Source organism: Belnapia moabensis DSM 16746 (genome assembly GCF_000745835.1).
Lineage (GTDB): Bacteria > Pseudomonadota > Alphaproteobacteria > Acetobacterales > Acetobacteraceae > Belnapia > Belnapia moabensis.
In genome coordinates this window covers 19,215-40,312 of sequence record NZ_JQKB01000022.1, presented here as the reverse complement: position 1 = coordinate 40,312, position 21,098 = coordinate 19,215, and the positions used below count along the sequence as shown (strand labels likewise).

Genomic DNA, 21,098 nt, shown 5'->3' with positions numbered 1-21,098 from the left:
GCCGGGCGACACCGCCCCGGTCGCGCTCGAGGAGGAGATGCGCCGCTCCTACCTCGATTACGCCATGAGCGTGATCGTCTCCCGTGCATTGCCCGATGCGCGGGACGGGCTGAAGCCGGTGCATCGCCGCATCCTCTATGCGATGCAGGAGAGCGGCTACACGGCCGACAAGCCGCATCGCAAGTCGTCGCGCGTGGTCGGCGACGTCATGGGTAAGTACCACCCGCATGGCGACTCGGCGATCTACGACGCCATGGTGCGCATGGCGCAGTCCTTCTCCATGCGCGTGCCGCTCATCGACGGCCAGGGCAATTTCGGTTCGGTCGATGGCGATCCACCGGCGGCGATGCGCTATACCGAGGTGCGGCTGGCGAAATCCGCCTCGGCGCTGCTGGAGGGGATCGACGAGGACACCGTCGACTACCAGCCGAATTACGACGAGAGCGAGAGCGAGCCGCGGGTGTTGCCCGCCGCCTTCCCGAACCTGCTGGTCAACGGCGCGCAGGGCATCGCGGTCGGCATGGCGACCAACATCCCGACGCATAATCCGGGCGAGGTGATCGACGCCACGCTGGCGCTGATCGCCGATCCCGAGACGACGCTTCAGCAGCTGATGGAGATCATGCCCGGGCCGGATTTTCCGACCGGCGGGCTTATCCTCGGCCGCAGCGGCATCCGCAACGCCTTCGAGACCGGGCGCGGCTCCATCCCGCTGCGGGCGAAGTGCGAGATCGAGGAGATGCGTGGCGGACGGCAGGCCATCATCGCCACCGAGATCCCGTACCAGGTCAACAAGGCGAACCTGATCGAGAAGATTGCCGAACTCGTTCGCTCCAAGGCGATCGAAGGCATCTCGGACCTGCGCGACGAGAGCGACCGTGACGGCATGCGCGTCGTCATCGAGCTGAAGCGCGACGCCACGGCAGAGGTGGTGCTGAACCAGCTCTACCGCATGACGCAGCTGCAGACCTCCTTCGCCGTCAATTTCCTGGCGCTGGACAATGGCCGGCCGCGGCAGATGGGGCTGATCGAGGCGCTCCGCGCCTTTATCGCCTTCCGCGAGGAGGTCATCCTCAGGCGCTCGCGGTTCCGGCTGGCCAAGGCGCGGGAGCGGGGGCATCTGCTGATCGGCCTCGCCATCGCGGTTGCCAATATCGACGAGGTCATCCGCCTGATCCGCGCCAGCCGCGACGGGACGGAGGCGCGCCTTGCCCTGATGGCGCGGGACTGGCCGGCCGGCGATGTCGGCGCGCTGCTGGCGCTGATCGAGGATGCCGGCAACTTGGTGACACCGGAGGGCACGGTCCGCCTGACCGAGGCGCAGGCGCGCGGCATCCTGGCGCTCACGCTGAACCGGCTGACCGGGCTCGAGCGCGAGAAGATCGCCGCCGAGCTGGAGGAGGTTGGCGGCCGCATCCGCGAGCTGCTCGACATCCTCGGCAGCCATGTGCGGCGGATGGAGGTGATGTCGGAGGAGCTGCGGGCGGTGCGCGACCAGATCGCCTCGCCGCGCATGACCCAGATCGTCGACCATGTCGCCGACCTCGACGACGAGAGCCTGATCGAGCCGGGCAACATGGTCGTCACCCTGACGCGCGACGGCTATGTGAAGCGCACGCCGCTCGATGTCTTCCGTGCGCAGAATCGCGGCGGTCGCGGGCGCAGCGCGGCCGGCACACGGCAGGACGATGTGGTTGTGCGCAGCTTCATCGCGCATACCCATCAATGGGTGATGTTCTTCACCAGCCGCGGCATCGCCTTCCGCGAGAAGATCTGGCAGCTCCCCGAGGGCGGCGCGCAGGGCAAGGGGCGCAGCCTCCGCCAGGTGCTGCAGCTGCAGGAGAGCGAACAGGTGACCGCCGTGCTACCGTTGCCGCAGGATGAGAGCCTATGGGACGGGCTGCACCTTGTCTTCGCCACCGCCTCGGGCAGTGTCCGGCGCAACCGGCTGTCGGATTTCCGCAACGTGCGCGCGGCCGGCCTCATCGCCATGAAGCTCGACGACGGCGACAACCTGATCGGCGTGCAGACCTGCCGAGAGGGCGACGACGTGCTGCTCGCCACACGGAAGGGCCGCGCTATCCGCTTCCAGGCGACTGACGACGTGCTTCGCGTCTTCGCCAGCCGGGACAGCAGCGGCGTGCGTGGCATCCGCCTCGCCAAGGGCGACGAGGTGATCGCGCTCTCCGTGCTGCGGCATGTGGAGGCGAGCCCCGCCGAGCGCGAGGCGGCTATCCGCAATGCCGCGCAGCGCCGCCGTGCCATCGGTAACGTCGCCGAGGAGGTGGAGGCGGCGCCTGCCGCCGCCAGCGACGAGGGCGAGGAGGAGAGTGTCGCCGAGATCACCCTTTCGGCCGAGCGTGCGCGGGAGTTGGAGGAAGCGGAGGAGATCATCCTCACCATCACCGATGGCGGCTTCGGCAAGCGCAGCCTCGCTTACGACTACCGCATCACCGGTCGGGGTGGGCAGGGGCTGGAGAACATGGTCTTCAGCCGCCGCACGGGGCGCGAGGTGGTCGCCACCTTCCCGGTGCGGCCGGGCGACGACGTGATGCTGGTCACCGATACCGGGCGGCTGATCCGCTTGCCGGCCGACCAGGTGCGGTTGACGCGGCGCCGTGGCCTCGGCGTGATGATGCTGCGGCTGAACGAAGGGGAGCGGGTGACGAGCTGCTTCCCGGTCGTGGACGACCAGGGTGAGGCGGGGCCGGACTCCGGCGCCGCACAGACGGGCGCCCTGGCGGCGACCGAGCCCGAGGTGCCGTCCGATGGGTGAGCGCGTCGGGCTCTATGCCGGCACCTTCGATCCGGTGACCAACGGGCATCTCGATGTCATCGGCCGGGCGGCGCGGTTGCTCGACCGGCTGGTGATCGGCGTGGCCATCAATACCGGCAAGGGCCCGCTCTTCACGCTCGAGCAGCGAGTGGAGCTGGTGCGGGCCGAGGCCATGCCCATTGCCGAGCGCAGTGGCGCGCGGATCGAGGTGCTGCCCTTCGAGGGGCTCGTGGTCGAGGTCGCGCGGAAGGTCGGTGCGGGAATGATCCTCCGCGGCCTTCGCTCGGTCACGGATTTCGACTACGAGTACCAGATGGCGGGTATGAACCGTCGCCTGGATGACGGGATTGAGACGGTATTCCTTCTGGCCAGCGAGACGAACCAATTCATCGCCTCGCGTTTGGTCAAGGAGATCGCGCGGCTCGGGGGCGACATCAGCAGCTTCGTGCCGCCGCGGGTGCTGGAACGGACCCTGGTCCGGATCCAGGAATTTCAGGCCGGCTGAGCCCGACTGGCTTCATTGGGGAGAAAAGAATGCGCCGACGCGACCTGGCCGGGTTTGCTGCCCTCGCCACGACCAGCAGCCTCGCAGCCCCCGCCCTGGCGCAAGCCGAGGAGCGGCTGCAGCTTGAGCTGAAGGACGGCAATGTCACCATCCAGTTCCTGCCTGATGTAGCGTCGAAGCATGTCGAGCGGGTCAAGCTGCTGGTCCGCCGCGGCTTCTACGACGGCACGCCCTTCCATCGGGTGATCGAGGGTTTCATGGCTCAGGGCGGCGACCCGACCGGCACCGGCACGGGCGGGGCGCGGGACCTGCCCGACCTGCCGGCCGAGTTCACCAACAAGTACCGCTTCCTGCGCGGCACCTGCGGCATGGCGCGCAGCAGCAGCCCGAACAGCGCGAACAGCCAGTTCTTCATCATGTTCGCCCCGGCGCCGAGCCTCGACAACCAGTACACGATCTGGGGCAAGGTGGTCGCCGGGATGGATGCGGTCGACAAGATCAAGCGGGGCAGCGGCGGCAACGGGATCGTGCAGAACCCGGACAAGCTGATCCGCGCTCGCATCGTCACCGCCTGACACAGTTTTCGAGGAGTAGAGCCATGAGCGACGAAGCCGGCAGCCCCGCCCAGATCCCCGGCGAACCCCCGATCGGCGAGGCCGCCGCGGCCCCCGCCGCCGCCACGCCCGATCCGGCGCTGGAGAACACGCTGATCCTCGAGCTGAAGGACGGCAAGGTGACGATCGAGCTGCGGCCCGACCTGGCGCCGCAGCATGTGGAGCGGATCAAGACGCTGGTGCGCGCCGGCTTCTATGACGGCACGCCCTTCCATCGCGTCATCGAGGGCTTCATGGCTCAGGGCGGCGACCCGACCGGCACCGGCACGGGTGGCGCGCGGGATGCTGGCCATGCGGACCTGCCGGCCGAATTCTCGCCGCCGGCCAAGGCGCGCTTCGTGCGCGGCACCTGCGGCATGGCGCGGACCAGCAACCCGGACAGCGCGAACAGCCAGTTCTTCATCATGTTCGGGCCGGCGCCGAGCCTCGACGGTCAGTACACGATTTGGGGCCGCGTCGTCTCTGGCATGGAGGCGGTGGACAAGATCAAGCGTGGCTCCGGCGGCAACGGCATGGTCCAGGGGCCGGACAAGCTGATCAAGGCGAGCATCGCCGCAGATGCCCCCGCTGCCGCTTGAGACTTGACAGGCGGGCGTCCTCGGGGTTTTGGGGGCGCCCGTCTCATTGATGGGCGCCTGTGAGCCGGTAGCTCAGCTGGTAGAGCACGGGACTTTTAATCTCGTGGCCGTGGGTTCGAATCCCACCCGGCTCACCATTGACGTGGCCTGTGAAACCCGGGCCGTTCACACAACTTTAAGACTGGATCGAAGCGGGAGCCGAAGCGCATCCTGCTTGGCCAATAATTTGCAAGTCCGGAACATCACAATGAGCGACCACCCAGTCATCGGCGTCTCGGACGAGGTGGTGGCAGATGCGGATGGAGTCCGCATCGTACTGGAAACGGCGGCAGGACCGCTCGGCCTCACAATCCCCTTGCTCTTGGCAGAGCGCCTGTTGCTCAATCTGCGCTCCGGTGCGGATGACGCGCACCGCCAGCGGATCGAGCGGGGCGATGCCCTGCGCACCGCCATCGTTCCGGCTGATCGGCCGCCGCTCGACACCACTGGCTGCATGGCGAGCGTCGCCGAGGATGGCCGCATCCTCCTGCAGTTCCGCCATGCGGCGGCGGCGATGACGCAGATATTCGTGCCACCCATGGGGGCGGCGATGCTGGCTCGGGCGCTCGGCGATCTCGGTGGAGTGGTGCAGCCGCGAGCGGTGGCGGGTGAGTCGGGGAAGCGGCCCGGCTAGGGCAAACTCCGATCGGACGAGATTCAGTCGAGCCTGATATGCGCGGCCTCGGCGACGCGCCGCCAACGGGCCGACTCCTCGGCGATGGTGGCGGCGAAGGCCTCGGGGCTGGTCCAATGTGCAGTGGCGCCCTGTTCGCGGAGGCTGTCCCGCACCGCAGGCACCTCGCTCGCCTCCTTCAGCGCGGCGGAGAGCCGCTCCACGACGGTGACAGGCAGGCCGGCGGGGCCGAGCAGGCTGTACCAATTGTCGGCCAGCACTTCCGGCAAGCCGGCCTCGGCTGTGGTCGGAAGATTGGGGAGGGCAGGGCTGCGGCGGGTGCTGGCCAGCATCAGGGCGCGCAGGGCGCCGCTCCGCAGATGCGGCAGCACAACGGGCAAATCGGCGAATAGCAGCTGGATCTGGCCGCCGAGCAAATCCGTCACTGCCGGCGCCGCACCGCGATAAGGGACGACGGTAAGCTCCATTCCACTTTTCAGCCGCAACATCTCGGCAGCGAGATGGGAAATGCCGGCTGCACCTGCGGTGCCGATGGCGAGATGCGTGCCGGGCCGCCTCGCCAATGCCCGCAATCCGGCGAGGTCGGTCACGCCAAGGCTCGGAGCGACCACAAGCGCCTCCGGCACCAGGGTGACGATGCTGACCGGGGTCAGGTCCTGCGGGACATTGTAGGGCACCGTATTGGTGACGTGCGGGATGATGACCAGTGCGCCGCTGCTGGTCAGCACCAGGCTATGCCCGTCTGGCGGCGCCTTGGCCGCTGCGTCGACGCCGAGGACGCCGCCCGCGCCGGGTCTGTTCTCGATCACCACCGGCTGGCCGAGCGTGGCGGTGAGCGGCTGGGCGTAAAGCCGGGCAATGATGTCGTTCGGGCCGCCGGGCGGGAAGGGGACGATCAGGCGGATCGGCCGGCTGGGCCATGCCGGCTGCGCCTGGGCTAGGACGGGCAGTGCGGCGGCAGCTGCCAGCAATTGGCGCCTGTGCATGGACGATCCTCCCGCGTCTCGTTTTGCCGAGGATCATGCCGATGGGCAGCGCCAGGGGGAAGCGTGCCGGCTACCAGCCTCGCGGTGCCTGCTCCTCATAGGGCCGGCCATAGGGGTCGGCATAGGGCTGCGGCTGGTATTGCGGCGGAGCGTAATAGCCCTGCGCGGCTGCCTCGCCCCGTCGATCCGCGGAGTTTCCGATGAGCCCGCCGACCAGCGCACCCGCCGCGGCCCCGCCTACGATCGCCCCGCCGCCTTGGCCGAGCACCGCGCCGAGAAGGCCACCCGCCGCCGCGCCGGTCACCGCGCCAGCCGCCGTGCTGGAGGCTGGCGCGCCGTAATAGGGGGCCGGTTCAACTTGCACGCAGGCCCCGAGTGGAAGTGCCGCCAGGGCCGCCAGCCAAAGCCTCGGTCTCATTCTCATCAATCTCCGATCCGCCCTCGCAACGCGCGTCAGCCGGGAAGGCTGCATCAACCATCGCGGACGGGGCGAGACTGGGGCGCCGTCATGGCAATGAGAGGGCGACCGGTTGGGGCAATAGGCGGATCAGCCGCAGCAGCGCCCCGCCTGCGCCCAATGCTGCGGCTTCCGGCATGGGAGGCCGCAGCATGCGCTAGGCTCAGCCCGTGATGAAGGCGAGCAGGTCGGCGTTAATCACATCGGCGTGCGTGGTGGCCATGCCATGCGGGAGGCCGGGATAGGTCTTCAGCGTGGCATGCGGCAGCAATTTGGCAGAGAGCGGGGCCGAATCCGCGATGGGCACGATCTGATCGTCCTCGCCGTGCATCACCAGCGTCGGCACCTGGATGCGCCGCAGGTCCTCCGTGAAGTCCGTCTCGGAGAAGGCCTTGATGCAGTCGTAATGGGCCTTGGCGCCGCCCATCATGCCCTGGCGCCACCAATTGTTGACCACGCCCGGGATGGTTTCCACGCCCGGCCGGTTGAAGCCGTAGAAGGGGCCGGACGGCACGTCGCGAAAGAACTGTGCGCGGTTGGCGGCGAGGGCCCTTCGAAAGCCGTCGAAGACCTCGATCGGCAGGCCGCCGGGATTGGCCGCCGTCTTCAGCATGATCGGCGGCACGGCGCCGATCAGCACGGCCTTCGCCACGCGGCCGTTGCCGCCGTGGCGGGCGACATAGCGGGCAACCTCGCCTCCGCCAGTGGAATGGCCGACATGGATGGCGCCCTTCAAATCGAGATGCGCGGCGAGCGCCGCAACATCCGCGGCGTAGGTGTCCATCTCGTGGCCCTTGTCCGTCTGGCTGGACCGGCCATGGCCGCGGCGGTCATGGGCGATGACGCGGAAGCCCTTGGACAGGAAGAACAGCATCTGGGCGTCCCAGTCGTCGCTGCTGAGCGGCCAGCCGTGGTGGAAGACGATGGGCTGGCCTGATCCCCAGTCCTTGTAGAAAATCCGGGTGCCGTCCTGGGTGGTGATGGTGTCCTGGCTCATCGTCGCATTTCTTTCAATGTAGGGAGATTGCCGGCTGTTCTGTGCCAGGGGTGAAGCCGGCAGGACAAGGGCCAGGCCGGCTACGGCCCGGGTCGCATCGCGTCTGGCCGCGCTGTTCCGTGTGCTGGCCTGCTCCGTTCATCCCCGTTCTCCTGCGGCGCCGTTCTGCGGCTCGGCACTTCGTGCGACCTTCGCTTGCTTCGATCTTGGATGATTCGGCCCCTTCATCAGAGGCGAGGGCAGGCGGATGGCCCAGGCGCGGCCGTTGGCTTGTGCCCGGCGCGCTGGCGACCCAGCGGGCGCCGGGAAAGGCAGCGGCCTCGACAGCGGCGGCGAAGGGCGGAACACTGCCTGGCGCAACCATCGGGGGATGTGGTGCCTGAACCGGATCCGCCGCAGGCCAGTCTGCCCGACATCCTGCGCGTCTTCACCGCCATGGGCCTGGCGAGCTTCGGTGGCGGTCTCGCCGGCTGGATGCACCGCGAGATCGTCGAACGGCGGCGTTGGATGAGTGAAGAGGGCTTCCTTGCCGGCGTCGCCCTGGGCCAGGTCCTGCCGGGACCGAACAGCGTGAACCTCGCTCTCTATATCGGCCAGCAATTGCGTGGCGTGCCGGGGGCGGCGATGGCCTTTATCGGCATCCTCGGGCCGCCATTCGTCGTCATCCTTGGCCTCGCGTTGCTCTATAGCTGGGGAACCGGGGTTGCTGGCTTCGCCGTGGTGCTTGGGGGCGTGGCGGCGGCGGGGTTGGCGAATTCGCTGGCGACGGGGCTCCGGACTGCGCGGCGGATTCGGGACCTTTCGTCCTGGGTAGTGGTGGCGGTGACCTTCATCACCATAGGCTTGCTGCGCTGGCCGATGATCCCGGTGGTGGCAGTGCTGATTCCGGCCAGCATCGCCCTCGCCTGGGCAGGGGGACGCGCGCGTGGCTGAGCGGCTGGTTGCGCTGCTGCTGGTCTTCGCGCCGCTCTCGCTGGTCTCGCTCGGCGGTGGGCCATCCATCTTCGCGGAGATGCAGCGCCAGGCCGTCGATGTGCATGGCTGGATGTCGGCCGGGCAGTTCACCGACCTCTTCGCCATCTCGCGGGCGGCGCCGGGGCCGGGCTCGCTGATCTGCGCCCTGGTGGGCTGGCAGGCGGCTGGATTCCTCGGCGCGCTGGCGGGGGCGCTCGGCCTCTATGTGCCGTCCTCCTGCCTGCTGCTGGCGGTCGGGCACTGGTGGCGGAGGCGGGGGGACAGCCCGGCGCGCCGGATGATCGAGCGTGGGCTGGCGCCGGTCGCGGTCGGGCTCATCTTCGCTGGAGTCTATGCGCTGCTTCAGGCAGATGGCGCTGGCTGGCTGGAGATGGTGACGCTCGCGCTCTGCACCATCGCGCTGTTGCGGGGAGCCAGCCCTTATGCCGTGATGGCGGTGGTGGCATTGCTCTATACCGGGTTGCAGCAAGCCGGCGCCATCGGCAGTTAGCCTGCTATCGGTCCCCGTTGACAGGGGGAGGGGCCGGGCAACAGGATGCGCGGCCAGTCATGACCAAGAACGAGGAACGCCCCATGGCCGAAGCGCCCCGATTCGTCGAGCACGCCCGGGACGGGGATGTGCATGTCCTGCGCATCGCCAATGCGCCGGTGAACACATTGCGGACGGAGGTGCGTGCCGGCCTGCTGGAGGGGTTGAAGGCTTCGGCCGGGGCCAAGGCGGTTGTCATCATCGGCTCCGGGCGGAATTTCAGCGCTGGCGCGGAGATGACCGAGTTCGGCAAGCCGCGGGTTCCCCCCTCGCTGCCCGATGTTTTCGATGCGATCGAGGCCTCGCCGGTGCCGGTGGTGGCGGCGATCCACGGCAATGCGTTGGGCGGCGGGCTGGAGCTGGCGCTGGCCTGCCATGCCCGCGTCGCCGCAGCCGGGGCACAGGTCGGGCTGCCGGAGGTCAAGCGCGGCTTCGTCCCCGGTGCCGGCGGCACGCAAAGGCTGCCGCGGCTGATCGGGCTCGAGGCGCTGAAGATCATCGTCGGCGGCGAGCCGGTCACGGCCGAGCAGGCGGTGAAGCTCGGCTTCGTCGATGCCGTGGTCGATGGGCCGCTGGAGAAGGCGGCGGTGGAGTGGGCGCGGGCCAACGCCGGGCGCAGCTTCACCCTGGCCCGCAACCGCACCGACAAGATCGCCAGCTATGACGCCGCGGCCTTCGATGCGGCGGTGAAGCCGCTGACGGCGCGGACCCGCGGGCAGGAGAGCCCGCTCGGCTGCGTCGAGGCGGTGCGCGCCGCCTTCACCATGCCCTTCGAGGAGGGGCTGAAGGTGGAGCGCGACCAGTTCCAGCGCCTCGTCGCCGGAGAGCAGAGCCAGGCGTTGCGCCACATCTTCTTCGGCGAGCGCGAGGCGCAGCGCGTGCCGGACCTGCCAGCGGATGCCAAGGGGCTGACGGTCAACAAGCTGGTGGTCATCGGCGGCGGGACCATGGGCGGCGGCATCGCCATGTCGGCGGTAAATTTCGGCCTGCCGGTGACGATCGTCGAGACCTCCGCGGAGGCGTTGGAGAAGGGGCTGAAGCGCTGCGAGGCGAATTGGGAGCGCACCGTCAAGAGCGGTCGGCTATCCCCGGCGGAGTATGAGAAGCGGCGCGCGCTGCTCAGCGGCACGACGGATTTCGAGAAGGCGGTGGGCGAGGCGGATCTCGTCATCGAGGCCGTCTTCGAGAATATGGAGGTGAAGAAGGAGGTCTTCGCGCGGCTCGACAAGGCGGCACGGCCGGGCGTGGTGCTCGCCTCGAACACCTCGACGCTCGATATCGACGGGATTGCCTCCGCGACGACGCGGCCGGAACTGGTCATCGGGATGCACTTCTTCAGCCCGGCCAATGTCATGCGGCTGCTGGAGAATGTGCGGGGCTCGGCGACCAATGCGACGGCGATCGCCACGGCGACCGAGGTCGGCAAGCGGATCGGCAAGCTGCCGGTGCTGGTCGGCAATTGCGATGGCTTCGTCGGCAATCGGATGACGGGGAAGCGCGGTCCGCAGGTGGAGAAGCTGTTGCTGGAAGGCTGCCTGCCGCAGGATATCGACCGCGTCATGGAGGGCTACGGCATGGCCATGGGGCCGCTGGCGACGGGTGACCTCGCCGGGCTCGATATCGGCGCGGCGGTGCGCAAGGCACGCGGCACGGTGGCGCCGATCGCGGATGCGGTGGTGGCCGCGGGCCGGCTTGGGCAGAAGACGTCCAAGGGCTATTACGACTACGACGAGAACCGCAAGCGCATCCCCTCGAAGGAGGTCGAACAGATCATCCTCGACACCGCCGAGAAGATGCAGGTGCGGCGGCGGAAGATTGAGGACCAGGAAATCCTCGAGCGACTGCTGCTGCCGATGGTGAACGAGGGTGCGCGCATCCTGGAGGAGGGCGTTGCCTCGCGGCCCATCGATATCGACGTGATCTTCGTTAACGGCTTCGGCTGGCCGGCCTTCCGTGGCGGGCCGATGTTCTGGGCGGACCGGATGGGGCTGAAGGCGGTGCGCGACAAGCTGGCGCACTATGCCGAGGCGACCGGCGACCGCAACCTGCAGCCCTGTGCCCTGATCGAGAAACTGGCCGCCGAGGGCGGCAGCTTCGCCACCCTCAAGCGTGCCGCCTGAACCGAGAACAAAAAGGAGAGACCCGATGGACCTCCGCTTCACCGATGAGGAAATCGCCTTCCGCCAGGAAGTCCGCGATTTCATCGCCAAGGAGCTGCCGGCCGAGACGCGCGAACGCATGGTCGCAGGCCGCTCGCCCACCAAGCAGCAGGTGGTGGACTGGCAGCGCAAGCTGAACGCCCGCGGCTGGGCCGCGCCGGAATGGCCAAAGGAGCATGGCGGCCCGGGCTGGACGCTCGCGCAGCGCTATATCTTCCGCGAGGAGCTGCAGCAGGCGCCGGCACCCTCGCCGCTCGGCTTCAACATCAACATGTGCGGGCCGGTCATCATCGAATTCGGCACCGAGGAGCAGAAGAAAAAGTACCTGCCCCGCATGCTGAACCTCGATGATTGGTGGTGCCAGGGCTTCTCCGAGCCGGGCGCCGGCTCCGATCTCGCCGGGCTCAAGACGCGGGCGGTGCGCGAGGGCGACCATTACATCGTCAACGGGCAGAAGACCTGGACGACGCTTGCCCAGCATGCGGACTGGATCTTCCTCCTGGTTCGCACCGACCCGAACGCGAAGAAGCAGGAGGGCATCTCCTTCCTGCTTTGCGACATGAAGACGCCCGGCATCACGGTCCGCCCGATCATCACCATAGAGGGCGGGCATGAGGTGAACGAGGTCTTCTTCGACGACGTGAAGATCCCGGCGGAGAACCTCGTCGGCGAGGAGAACCGCGGCTGGGACTGCGCGAAATTCCTGCTCGGTAATGAGCGCTTCGGCCAAGCCCGCGTCGGTGCCTCGCGCGAGCGCATCCGCCGGCTGAAGGTCATCGCCCAGGAGAGCATGGACGGCGGCCGGCCGCTGATGGAGGACCCCGATTTCCGCCGCAAGGTGACGGAGATAGAGGTCGAGCTGAAGGCGCTCGAGATGACCGTCATGCGCGTCATCGCCACTGAGTCCAAGCGGAAGGACAAGAAGCCCGATCCGGCCACTTCGGTCCTCAAGATCAAGGGCACCGAGATCCAGCAGATGTGCTCCGAGCTGCTGATGAAGGCGGCCGGTCCCTATGCCTGGGCGGATGGCGACCCGGACGAGGAGGAGGGCAGCAACGAGGTTGATGTCGCGCCCGATTGGGCCTTCGGCCTGGCCGGCGTCTACTTCAATTGGCGCAAGCAGAGCATCTACGGCGGATCGAACGAGATCCAGCGCAACATCATGGCCAAAGCCTTCCTGGGGCTCTGAGGGAACATGGACTTCGACCTGACGGAAGAGCAGCGCCTGCTGCAGGACAGCGTGGCCCGGCTGCTCGGCGACAAATACGGCTTCGAGCAGCGCAAGGCCTATATGAAGTCGGCCGATGGCTGGAGCCGCGAGGTCTGGTCACAGTATGCCGAGCTCGGGCTGCTCGGCCTGCCTTTCGGCGAGGATGAGGGCGGCTTCGGCGGCGGACCCGTCGAGACGCTGATCGTCGCCGAGCAGATCGGGCGCTACATCACGCTCGAGCCTTGGATGAGCACCGTCGTCATCGGCGGCGGCTTTCTCCGCCACGGCGCCTCGCAGGAATTGCGCAACGAGCTGGTGCCGCAGGTCGCCTCGGGCGAGATGCTCCTGGCCTTCGCCCAGGTGGAGCGGCAGTCGCGCTACGACCTGTTCGACGTGGCAACGACAGCGAAGAAGGATGGCGATGGCTGGGTCATCAATGGCCGCAAGGGCTATGTGGTGCATGGCGACAGCGCCGACCGGCTGATCGTTACCGCCCGCACCGCCGGCGGCCAGCGCGACCACAAGGGCATCGGCGTCTTCCTCGTCGATGCCAAGGGACCAGGCGTGGAGCGGCGCGGCTACCGCACCGTCGATGGGCAGCGGGCGGCTGAGGTCGAGTTCTCCGGCGCACGGGCGGTCGCGGTCCTCGGCAATCCGGAGGACGGGCTGCCGCTGGTCGATCAGGTGGTCGATGAGTGCATAGCCGCGCTCGCCGGCGAGGCGGTCGGCGCCATGCAGGCGGCGCATGACATGACCATCGACTACATGAAGACGCGCCAGCAGTTCGGCAGACCCATCGGCAGCTTCCAGGCGCTGCAGCATCGCGCCGCGGACATGCTTGTCGCGCTGGAGCAGTCGCGCTCCATGTCCTACTTCGCCGCCATGTCGGCCGCCGAGCGCAACCCGGCGGAGCGTCGCAAGGCGATGGCTGCGGTGAAGGTGCAGATCGGCCGCTCGGCGCGCTTCGTCGGCCAGCAGAGCATCCAGCTGCATGGCGGCATCGCCATGACCATCGAATACGCCGCCGGCCATTACTTCAAGCGGCTGACGGTGAACGACGCGATGTTCGGCGATGCCGACCATTACGTCCGCTATCTGTCGGAGACCGGCGGCCTCGTCGCGGCTGCCTAACGGGTCCGGGGCGCCGGAAGGCGCCCCATTCGCCTCCGCGAGATGCGTTCAAGCGCGACGGGGCCGCGAAAATCGTTTGCACGATAACGGATATTGCGGTTCCATATCGCCTTCGCAGTCGCAGCGAGACCGGGGGCTTCATGATGGAACGGGCGATCGGACGCCGCCATATTCTGGCGGGTGCCGGCATGGCGGCATTGGCGGCGCCGGGCATCGCCCGAGCTCAGGGCGAGCCGATCCGCATTGGCGAGATCAACAGCTACAGCGCCCAGCCCGCCTTCCTGCAGCCCTACCGCAATGCCTGGACGCTGGCGCAGGAGCAGGTGAACGCCGCCGGCGGGATCAATGGCCGCAGGATCGAGACGGTCTTCCGCGACGATGCCGGCCGGCCCGAGGATGCCGTCCGCCTCGCCGGGGAGTTGGTGAATGCCGAGAAGGTCACCCTGCTGGCCGGCGGCTTCCTCTCCAATGTCGGATTGGCGCTCGGCGACTTCGCCAACCAGAACAAGAAGCTTTTCGTCGCCAGCGAGCCGCTGACCGATGCGCTCGTCTGGAGCAAGGGCAACCGGTATACCTTCAGGCTGCGTGCCAGCACCTATATGCAATCGGCCATGCTGGTGGAGGAGGCGGCGAAGCTTCCCGTGAAGCGCTGGGCAACGGTCGCGCCCAACTATGAGTATGGCCAGTCCGCCGTGCGCTGGTTCAAGGAGCTGCTGGGCCGCGCCAGGCCGGATGTGCAGTTCGTCGCCGAGCAATTCCCGGCGCTCGGCCGCATCGATGCCGGCGCGACGGTGCAGGCCCTGGCTGCGGCCAATCCGGAGGCGATCTTCAACGTCACCTTCGGCGCCGACCTCACCAATTTCGTGCGTCAGGGCTCGACCCGCGGGCTGTTCGAACGGCGCCGTGTCGTCTCCCTGCTGACCGGCGAGCCGGAATATCTCGACCCGCTCGGCGACGAGGCGCCCGAGGGCTGGATCGTCACCGGTTATCCCTGGGAGCAGATCGACACGCCAGCTCATACGCCTTTCCGCGAGGCCTATCGCCGCCGCTGGAACGACTATCCGCGTCTCGGCAGCGTCGTCGGCTATGACACGGTGATGGCGATCGCGGCGCTGCTGAAGAAGTCGCCGTCGCTCGAGACCGAGGGGCTGGTCGATGGCATGGCCGGCCTGCAATTCCAGTCTGTGCTTGGCCCAGTGCAGTTCCGCGCCATTGACCACCAATCCACCATGGGCGCCTTCGTCGGCCGTACCGTGCTGAAGAACGGCAAGGGTGCTATGGCCGATTGGCGCTATGCCGATGGCAAGGACTACCTGCCCGCGGATGACGTCGTCCGGACGTTGCGGCCCCAGGCCTGACGCAGGCCGCCTTGGAGAACCTGGTCCTCCAGGCCCTGAGCGGCCTGGCGAGCGCTTCCTCGCTCTTCCTCGTGGCCTCGGGCCTCACGGTCATCTTCGGCGTCAGCCGGGTGGTGAATTTCGCCCATGGCTCCTTCTACATGTTGGGTGCGTACCTCGCTTACACCCTCGTCACCCATCTGCCGCGCGGCCATCTCGGCTTCTGGGGTGGAGTGATTGGGGCGGCGGTGCTGGTCGGATTGATCGGGCTGGCGGTCGAGATGCTGCTCCTGCGTCGGATCTACCGGGCGCCGGAGCTGTTCCAGTTGCTTGCCACCTTTGGCGTCGTGCTCATCGTGCAGGAGCTGACGCAGATGATCTGGGGCGCGCAGGACCTGCTCGGCCCACGCGCACCGGGACTGCGCGGCAGCGCCGAGATCCTCGGGCTGCGCTTTCCACTCTATGAGCTGTTCCTGATCGGCGTCGGGCCGGTGGTGCTCGGGCTGCTGGTGCTGCTCTTCCGCCGCACGCGCTGGGGCACGCTGGTGCGGGCGGCGACGCAGGACCGCGAGATGGTCGGCGCGCTCGGCGTGAACCAGCGCATGCTGTTCACGTCCGTGTTCTTCCTCGGCAGCCTGCTGGCAGGCCTCGGCGGGGCGCTGCAGCTGCCGCGGGAGAGCGTCAACCTGCATATGGACCTTTCCATTATCACCGAGGCTTTCGTGGTGGTGGTGGTGGGTGGGCTTGGCAGCCTGACAGGCGCGGCGCTGGCGGCGCTGCTGATCGGGGAGCTGCATGCCTTCGGCATCCTGATCGTGCCGAAGATCACGCTGGTGCTCGTCTTCCTCGTCATGGCGCTGGTGCTGGTGGTGCGGCCGCATGGGCTGCTCGGCAAGCCGGAGGCGGCGGCGCGAGGCGGGCAAGGGAGTGCGGAACCGGTGATCGGCCCGGCGCCCGCTGCGCTGCGCTGGCTGGCGCTCGCCGCGCTCGGCCTGGCGGTCGTGGTGCCGCCCTTCCTCGGCGATTACGCCATCTCCGTGCTGACGGAGCTGGCCACCGCCGTGCTCTTCGCCGCCAGCCTGCATCTCATCATGGGGCCGGGCGGGATGGCGAGCTTCGGCCATGCGGCCTATTTCGGCCTTGGCGCCTATGGGGCGGCGCTGGCGGCGCAATGGCTCGGTGCGCCGATGCTGGCCGGGTTGGCCCTGGCGCCGCTGGCGGCGGGCGTCTTCGGCCTGGTGTTCGGCTATTTCTGCGTCCGTCTCTCCGGCGTCTATGCGGCGATGCTGACGCTGGCCTTCGCGCAGATCGCCTGGTCGGTCGCCTTCCAGTGGGTGGAGGTGACGGGGGGCGACAACGGCATCCTCGGCGTCTGGCCGGATGCCTGGGCGGCGCCGAAGCTTGTCTTCTATTACCTAGCGCTGGCGCTCTGCCTTGGGGCGACGCTGCTGCTGCGGCGCGTCGTGCATGCGCCCTTCGGTTATGCGCTGCGGGCGCAGCGGGACAGCGCCTTGCGCGCCGAGGCGATCGGCATCGACGCCTTCCGCATCCGCTGGCTCGGCTTCGCCCTGGCGGCGGCGGCGGCTGGTATCGCGGGTGGGTTGTTCGCCTATGGCAAGGGCAGCGTCTTCCCGACCTATATGGGCATTCCGCGCAGCGTCGATGCGTTGCTGATGGTGCTGCTCGGCGGGGTGCAGACGCTGTCCGGCCCGATCATCGGGGCGCTCGCCTTCACCGGGCTGCAGGAGCAACTGGTCAGGCTCACCGATCTCTGGCGGCTCATCCTCGGCGCGGTCATCGTGCTGCTGGTGCTGTTCTTCCCGCAGGGGCTGGCCGGGGCTACCCGGGCGCGCTGGGAGGCTCGCCATGGCGACGCTTGAGGTTACGGGGCTTGAGAAGAGCTTCGGCGGCGTGCGTGCGGTGCAGGGCGTCTCCTTTTCCGTGGCCCCGGGCGAGATGCTGGCGCTGATCGGGCCGAACGGCGCTGGCAAGTCCACCTGCTTCAACATGCTGAACGGGCAGCTCAGGCCTGATGCCGGCGCGGTGCGGCTGCTGGGTCAGGACATCACCGGGCTGGCACCGCGGCAGGTCTGGCGGCTGGGCGTCGGGCGGACCTTCCAAATCACCGCGACCTTCGGCTCCATGACGGTGCTGGAGAATGTCCAGATGGCGCTGCTCTCGCACCATCGCCGCCTCGGTGGACTCTGGCGGCCGGTGGCGCGGATGGATGCGGCGCCGGCGCGGGCGCTGCTGGAGCGGCTCGGGATGGCCGACCAGGCGGCGCGGCCCTGCGGCATCCTCGCCTATGGCGACCTCAAGCGGGTGGAGCTCGCCATCGCGCTGGCCAACGAGCCGAAGCTGCTGCTGATGGATGAGCCGACCGCGGGGATGGCGCCGCAGGAGCGAGTCTCCCTGATGGCGCTGACGGCGCAGATCGCGCGGGAAAGCGGCATCGCCGTGCTCTTCACCGAGCATGACATGGATGTGGTCTTCAGCCATGCCGATCGTATCCTGGTGCTCGACCGCGGCCGGCTGATCGCCAAGGGCGCGCCGGCGGTGGTGAGGGCCGACCCAAGAGTGCGGGAAGTCTATCTCGGCTCCGGTGCGGTGACGGGAGCGCATTGATGCTCAGCGTGGCGGGCCTTTCGGCCTATTACGGGCGGGCGCATATCCTCGACGATGTTGCGCTCGATGTCGGCGCCGGCGAGGTGGTCGTGCTGCTAGGCCGCAACGGCGCGGGCAAGAGCACGACGATGAAGGCGATCATGGGCCTCGTCCCGCCCGCCGCCGGCCGCGTGCGCTTCGCCGGCGCCGAGATCGCCGGGCGCGAGCCCTTCGAGATCGCCCGCCTTGGCCTTGGCTATGTGCCGGAGGAGCGGCGAATCTTCACCGAGCTTTCGGTGCTGGAGAATCTGGAGGTCGGACGTCGACCGCCGACCGCGGGGCTGCGGCCCTGGACGCCGGAGCGGCTCTTCGCCCTCTTCCCCAGCCTCGGTGCCATGCAGGACCGGCCCGGCGGGCGGATGAGCGGCGGCGAGCAGCAGATGCTCACCATCGCCCGCACGTTGATGGGCAATCCGCGGCTGATCCTGCTCGACGAGCCGAGCGAGGGTCTGGCGCCCGTGGTTATCGAGCGCATGGCGGAGGCGATCCGGGCGCTGAAGTCGGAGGGGCTCTCCATCCTCCTTTCCGAGCAGAACCTGCATTTCGCGCAACTCGTCAGCGACCGGGCGACCATCATCGAGAAAGGTCGCATCCGCTGGAGCGGCAGCATGCCGCAGTTGCTCGCGGCGGATGACGTCAGGGAGCAATATCTTTCGGTATGAGCCCTGTCGCGCCGACGATGCGCACGGCATCGCCGAGCACCAGCGAGGCGCCCTCGATCAGCCCGGCCGAGAGCAAGGCCTCCGCCCGCGCCTCGCCGGCATCGAGCGCGGCCTCCGCCACCTCGGCGGGCAACGGCCCGACACCAACCGTCACCAGCCGCTCGCCGAGATCGTTGTCTGGATCGAGCGAGGCAGCCGGCGCACGGCGGATGGCCGGGTGGTCCGCATTCACCGCATTGGCGATGACGGTCGCCGCGGCATCGGCGGTCGCAGCGCTGCATGCCAGCACCGTCACCGCATCGGCAATGCCAAGGGAGAAGCTGCGGCCAGGCCAGCCGCTGGTGGCGATGCCACGGACCCGGTCCTCGGCGCGAAGGCGGATCAGCGCTTCCGGCACGACGCGAGCCAGATGCGCGACGACGCCGATTCGCAGGCTGGCGCCCGGCGCGAGGAAGAGGGCGATGTCGCCACCATTATTCACATAGGCTGCGGTCAGGCCGGGCGCTTCGGCGAGGGCCGCCAGCACCTCCTCCGCCACGGCCCCGGCGACGGCGGCCATCGGGGTGATGAAACCGGCACGGAAGGGCCAGACCGCCTCCGCCATGCGACGGGCGACGGGGCCGTGCGGGACCGGGCGGTCGGGGCCGATAGGTGTGCGCAGCAAAGGCAGCTCCGCCACCAACCCGGCGAGCAATCCCTCGAAGGCGGCGATGGCACGGGTGGTAGCGTCGGCGACGGCCGAGCGCGGGCCCTCGAGCCCGATCACCAGGTCGATCGGGCCTTCCTGCAGATGCAGGCGACCATCGGGGAGGGCGGCGACCTGCGCATGCATCGGCCGGGCTGTGATCAGTTCGCGGCCGGCCAGGGATTGCCGTCGACCCATGGCTCACGCCGCGCTCCCTCGCCGTAATCGGCCAGTAAACGCTCCAGGGGCACGGCGTGGTCCACATGCCCGCCGAGCCGGGCATAGAGGTCGGCCCGGAGGGTGAACTCGATCGGCGCGACGAGGGCCGGTGTCGGCACATAGCCGAAGGCCCCGTCCGGCACCCGCAGCACATCCGCCATGACGGTGATGCCGCCGCCCGGCCAGAGCGTGCAGGGTGCCCCGCCGATCGTGACGCGGACGAGGGAGCGCTGAACCTCCCGCGTCAGCAGCACCGGGTTCTCGGTGACGCCCGCCCGCAGCGAACCGCCGGCGCCGGCCATGAACAGTATTGAGGTCATCGCAGGCTCGCAATTCTCGCCGATACGCTCGACGGTCTTCAGCACAGCGGGCGGTGCCGGCACCGGGACGGGGCGCAGCGCCTCGTCTAGTTCGACATAGAGGTGGTCTTCGCCCGTCGTGCTGGTCATCAGCAGGCGGAGGCCGGGCCAGGCGGTCTTCGGGTCGATGCTCTCTATGACGGCGAGCGGGTCCTTGATATCCGTCCCGCCCCAGCCATTCCCCGGATGCGCGACCTGGAAGTAGCGGCCGGGCGTCGAGCGCCGGCCGCGGACGCGGATGCCGGTGGGTGGCACGTCGAGGCATTTCCCGGCCTGATGCTCGGAGAGCACGCCGGTGATGTGGTCGTCGACCACGATCACCTCATCCACATGCCCGTGCCATTGCTGGGCGAAGATGCCGATGGCAGCACTTCCGCAGCCCACCCGCATACGCCGCTCCGGCACGCCATCGACGATGGGCGCCTGACCGGCCTGGAGCACCAGCGTCGCCCCGCCATCGATCGAGACCTCGATCGCGCCCTTGCTGCAGAGCGTCAGCATGCTGGCGCAGGTGACGTTGCCCTCGCGCTTGGAGCCGCCGGTCAGGTGCCGCACGCCTCCGAGGCTGAGCATCTGGCTGCCGTATTCGGCGGTGGTGACATGGCCGATCTGCTCGCCATCGACGCGGACGGCCGCCGTCTCCGGGCCGAGGTGGCGGTCGGTGTCGATCTTCACCTTGAGGCCACAATAGCTGAAGATGCCCTCGGTCACGACGGTGACGGTATCGACGCCGGCATGGCGGGAGCCGACGATGAAGGGCGCCGGCTTGTAGTCCGGGTATGTGGTGCCGGCACCGATGGCGGAGACGAAGATCTCCTCCCGCGGCGCGAGCCCGCCGGCCCAATCCTCCGACCCTTCGAGGAAGGGCACCGTCTCGCCGCCTGCCTCGACCGTCCGCTGCATCAGCACCAGCGGGTCGGTGCGGATGAGGGTGCCGTCCTGGTTGGCGTAGCGGCTGCAGGCGCCGCTGCGGCCGGGCCGGATGCGGCACAGCACGGGGCAGGCATCGCAGCGGACGATGCCCTCATTGCCCTCACGGGCGCCGAACAGGGCGGTGCGGTCGGTGCTCATCGGGCCTGCCGATTGTTGTGTCACTAACGAGTTTGCCAGCCCGGCTGCCCGGCCACAACGAGAATCATCCCATCCGGCGGAGGATGACGCCGACGCGCGCCTGTTCATCCCGCGGCAGCGGCGCGAGGGTGGCGGCGGTCACCGCCCTGGCCTTCTCGACCCAGCCCGGCAGGGCGGTTTGAGCCGCCGGCGTCAGCGCCACCAGCAGCATCCGGGCATCGGAACGATCGCGCTCCCGCACCACCAGGCCACGTGCCATCAGCCGGGCGACAACGCCCTTCACCGTCGGCGGGTCCATCGCCAGCAGCCGGCCGAGCAGGTTCTGCGAGAGCGGACCACGCCGCCACAGCATATGGAGGGCGGCAAATTGCATGGAGGTCGGCCCATCCTCGCCCATGATGCTCTGGAACAGGGCGAGGTGGCGCTGATAGGCCCGGCGTAGCAGGTGGCCGATCTGCTCCTCCAGCACGTAGTCCTCACTCTCCTCCATCCCCGCCTCCACGTCGCATTT

Annotated in this window: 20 protein-coding genes and 1 tRNA gene; 15 read left to right on the top strand and 6 right to left on the bottom strand. The window is 68.6% G+C overall.

Annotation, left to right across the window (positions count from 1 at the left end):
• Positions 1-37: 37 nt before the first annotated feature.
• From gyrA to EP26_RS15420, 6 genes are all read left to right on the top strand, one after another.
• Positions 38-2,776 carry a DNA gyrase subunit A gene (gene gyrA / locus EP26_RS15445; RefSeq protein ID WP_157033561.1) on the top strand — a complete coding sequence of 913 codons (2,739 nt, stop codon included), beginning with the start codon at positions 38-40 and terminating at the stop codon, positions 2,774-2,776.
• Positions 2,769-3,281, top strand: a complete 513-nt coding sequence (gene coaD / locus EP26_RS15440) for a pantetheine-phosphate adenylyltransferase (protein ID WP_043339711.1) — start codon at positions 2,769-2,771, stop codon at positions 3,279-3,281. The genes gyrA and coaD overlap by 8 nt, the downstream gene beginning before the upstream one ends.
• A 29-nt stretch (positions 3,282-3,310) precedes the next feature.
• Positions 3,311-3,856, top strand: a complete 546-nt coding sequence (locus EP26_RS15435; protein WP_043339710.1) for a peptidylprolyl isomerase — start codon at positions 3,311-3,313, stop codon at positions 3,854-3,856.
• A gap of 23 nt (positions 3,857-3,879) precedes the next feature.
• Positions 3,880-4,473 carry a peptidylprolyl isomerase gene (locus tag EP26_RS15430; RefSeq protein WP_084112578.1) on the top strand — a complete coding sequence of 198 codons (594 nt, stop codon included), beginning with the start codon at positions 3,880-3,882 and terminating at the stop codon, positions 4,471-4,473.
• Between the two features lie 61 nt (positions 4,474-4,534).
• A tRNA-Lys gene (locus tag EP26_RS15425) sits at positions 4,535-4,610 on the top strand.
• Between the two features lie 110 nt (positions 4,611-4,720).
• Positions 4,721-5,146, top strand: a complete 426-nt coding sequence (locus EP26_RS15420; RefSeq protein ID WP_043339709.1) for a hypothetical protein — start codon at positions 4,721-4,723, stop codon at positions 5,144-5,146.
• 23 nt (positions 5,147-5,169) lie between these two features.
• Here the strand turns inward: EP26_RS15420 and EP26_RS15415 are convergent, their stop codons facing one another.
• From EP26_RS15415 to EP26_RS15400, 3 genes are all read right to left on the bottom strand, one after another.
• Positions 5,170-6,132 (bottom strand): Bug family tripartite tricarboxylate transporter substrate binding protein, encoded by a 963-nt coding sequence (locus EP26_RS15415; RefSeq protein WP_043339708.1) that lies wholly within the window; start codon positions 6,130-6,132, stop codon positions 5,170-5,172.
• Between the two features lie 70 nt (positions 6,133-6,202).
• Complete coding sequence (locus EP26_RS32005) at positions 6,203-6,550, bottom strand: glycine zipper domain-containing protein (protein WP_052389231.1); 348 nt, start codon at positions 6,548-6,550, stop codon at positions 6,203-6,205.
• A gap of 202 nt (positions 6,551-6,752) precedes the next feature.
• A complete protein-coding gene (locus tag EP26_RS15400; protein WP_043339707.1) occupies positions 6,753-7,586 on the bottom strand; it encodes an alpha/beta fold hydrolase in 834 nt (277 codons plus the stop codon).
• Positions 7,587-7,961: 375 nt separating this feature from the next.
• Here EP26_RS15400 and EP26_RS15395 point away from each other — a divergent pair, with 375 nt between their 5' ends.
• From EP26_RS15395 to EP26_RS15355, 9 genes are all read left to right on the top strand, one after another.
• Positions 7,962-8,519, top strand: a complete 558-nt coding sequence (locus tag EP26_RS15395) for a chromate transporter (RefSeq protein ID WP_211259452.1) — start codon at positions 7,962-7,964, stop codon at positions 8,517-8,519.
• The gene (locus tag EP26_RS15390; RefSeq protein ID WP_043339703.1) at positions 8,512-9,051 is read left to right on the top strand and encodes a chromate transporter; all 540 of its coding nucleotides are present in this window, start codon (positions 8,512-8,514) and stop codon (positions 9,049-9,051) included. Before EP26_RS15395 ends, EP26_RS15390 begins: the two co-directional genes overlap by 8 nt.
• A gap of 59 nt (positions 9,052-9,110) precedes the next feature.
• Entirely contained in the window at positions 9,111-11,210 is a 2,100-nt protein-coding gene (locus tag EP26_RS15385; RefSeq protein ID WP_245624416.1) for a 3-hydroxyacyl-CoA dehydrogenase NAD-binding domain-containing protein, read from the top strand.
• Between the two features lie 25 nt (positions 11,211-11,235).
• Positions 11,236-12,438 (top strand): acyl-CoA dehydrogenase family protein, encoded by a 1,203-nt coding sequence (locus EP26_RS15380; RefSeq protein ID WP_043339702.1) that lies wholly within the window; start codon positions 11,236-11,238, stop codon positions 12,436-12,438.
• 6 nt (positions 12,439-12,444) lie between these two features.
• A complete protein-coding gene (locus EP26_RS15375; RefSeq protein WP_043339701.1) occupies positions 12,445-13,590 on the top strand; it encodes an acyl-CoA dehydrogenase family protein in 1,146 nt (381 codons plus the stop codon).
• 140 nt (positions 13,591-13,730) lie between these two features.
• On the top strand, positions 13,731-14,948 hold the full coding sequence (locus EP26_RS15370) for an ABC transporter substrate-binding protein (RefSeq protein WP_043339700.1): 1,218 nt from the start codon (positions 13,731-13,733) through the stop codon (positions 14,946-14,948).
• Between the two features lie 11 nt (positions 14,949-14,959).
• Positions 14,960-16,807 carry an ABC transporter permease gene (locus EP26_RS15365; RefSeq protein ID WP_043339698.1) on the top strand — a complete coding sequence of 616 codons (1,848 nt, stop codon included), beginning with the start codon at positions 14,960-14,962 and terminating at the stop codon, positions 16,805-16,807.
• Entirely contained in the window at positions 16,794-17,552 is a 759-nt protein-coding gene (locus EP26_RS15360) for an ABC transporter ATP-binding protein (RefSeq protein ID WP_043339696.1), read from the top strand. The genes EP26_RS15365 and EP26_RS15360 overlap by 14 nt, the downstream gene beginning before the upstream one ends.
• Entirely contained in the window at positions 17,552-18,253 is a 702-nt protein-coding gene (locus EP26_RS15355; RefSeq protein WP_043339695.1) for an ABC transporter ATP-binding protein, read from the top strand. The genes EP26_RS15360 and EP26_RS15355 overlap by 1 nt, the downstream gene beginning before the upstream one ends.
• Here EP26_RS15355 and EP26_RS15350 read toward each other — a convergent pair.
• From EP26_RS15350 to EP26_RS15340, 3 genes are all read right to left on the bottom strand, one after another.
• Positions 18,228-19,136 (bottom strand): UPF0280 family protein, encoded by a 909-nt coding sequence (locus tag EP26_RS15350; protein WP_245624415.1) that lies wholly within the window; start codon positions 19,134-19,136, stop codon positions 18,228-18,230. The two genes, EP26_RS15355 and EP26_RS15350, sit on opposite strands and share 26 nt — an antisense overlap.
• Positions 19,100-20,587, bottom strand: a complete 1,488-nt coding sequence (locus EP26_RS15345) for a 6-hydroxynicotinate reductase (RefSeq protein ID WP_043339694.1) — start codon at positions 20,585-20,587, stop codon at positions 19,100-19,102. The genes EP26_RS15350 and EP26_RS15345 overlap by 37 nt, the downstream gene beginning before the upstream one ends.
• Before the next feature lie 64 nt (positions 20,588-20,651).
• Entirely contained in the window at positions 20,652-21,077 is a 426-nt protein-coding gene (locus EP26_RS15340) for a MarR family winged helix-turn-helix transcriptional regulator (protein WP_052389230.1), read from the bottom strand.
• Positions 21,078-21,098: the final 21 nt, after the last annotated feature.

What these genes read in the sequence shown, in the direction of transcription:
- EP26_RS15370 (WP_043339700.1), top strand. Translation starts at nt 13,731, where the DNA reads ATGATGGAACGGGCGATCGGACGCCGCCATATTCTGGCGGGTGCCGGC.
- EP26_RS32005 (WP_052389231.1), bottom strand. Translation starts at nt 6,550, where the DNA reads ATGAGACCGAGGCTTTGGCTGGCGGCCCTGGCGGCACTTCCACTCGGG.
- EP26_RS15435 (WP_043339710.1), top strand. Translation starts at nt 3,311, where the DNA reads ATGCGCCGACGCGACCTGGCCGGGTTTGCTGCCCTCGCCACGACCAGC.
- EP26_RS15415 (WP_043339708.1), bottom strand. Translation starts at nt 6,132, where the DNA reads ATGCACAGGCGCCAATTGCTGGCAGCTGCCGCCGCACTGCCCGTCCTA.
- EP26_RS15430 (WP_084112578.1), top strand. Translation starts at nt 3,880, where the DNA reads ATGAGCGACGAAGCCGGCAGCCCCGCCCAGATCCCCGGCGAACCCCCG.
- gyrA (WP_157033561.1), top strand. Translation starts at nt 38, where the DNA reads ATGCGCCGCTCCTACCTCGATTACGCCATGAGCGTGATCGTCTCCCGT.
- EP26_RS15350 (WP_245624415.1), bottom strand. Translation starts at nt 19,136, where the DNA reads ATGGGTCGACGGCAATCCCTGGCCGGCCGCGAACTGATCACAGCCCGG.
- EP26_RS15355 (WP_043339695.1), top strand. Translation starts at nt 17,552, where the DNA reads ATGCTCAGCGTGGCGGGCCTTTCGGCCTATTACGGGCGGGCGCATATC.
- EP26_RS15345 (WP_043339694.1), bottom strand. Translation starts at nt 20,587, where the DNA reads ATGAGCACCGACCGCACCGCCCTGTTCGGCGCCCGTGAGGGCAATGAG.
- EP26_RS15380 (WP_043339702.1), top strand. Translation starts at nt 11,236, where the DNA reads ATGGACCTCCGCTTCACCGATGAGGAAATCGCCTTCCGCCAGGAAGTC.
- EP26_RS15375 (WP_043339701.1), top strand. Translation starts at nt 12,445, where the DNA reads ATGGACTTCGACCTGACGGAAGAGCAGCGCCTGCTGCAGGACAGCGTG.
- EP26_RS15385 (WP_245624416.1), top strand. Translation starts at nt 9,111, where the DNA reads ATGACCAAGAACGAGGAACGCCCCATGGCCGAAGCGCCCCGATTCGTC.
- EP26_RS15360 (WP_043339696.1), top strand. Translation starts at nt 16,794, where the DNA reads ATGGCGACGCTTGAGGTTACGGGGCTTGAGAAGAGCTTCGGCGGCGTG.
- coaD (WP_043339711.1), top strand. Translation starts at nt 2,769, where the DNA reads ATGGGTGAGCGCGTCGGGCTCTATGCCGGCACCTTCGATCCGGTGACC.
- EP26_RS15400 (WP_043339707.1), bottom strand. Translation starts at nt 7,586, where the DNA reads ATGAGCCAGGACACCATCACCACCCAGGACGGCACCCGGATTTTCTAC.
- EP26_RS15420 (WP_043339709.1), top strand. Translation starts at nt 4,721, where the DNA reads ATGAGCGACCACCCAGTCATCGGCGTCTCGGACGAGGTGGTGGCAGAT.
- EP26_RS15340 (WP_052389230.1), bottom strand. Translation starts at nt 21,077, where the DNA reads ATGGAGGAGAGTGAGGACTACGTGCTGGAGGAGCAGATCGGCCACCTG.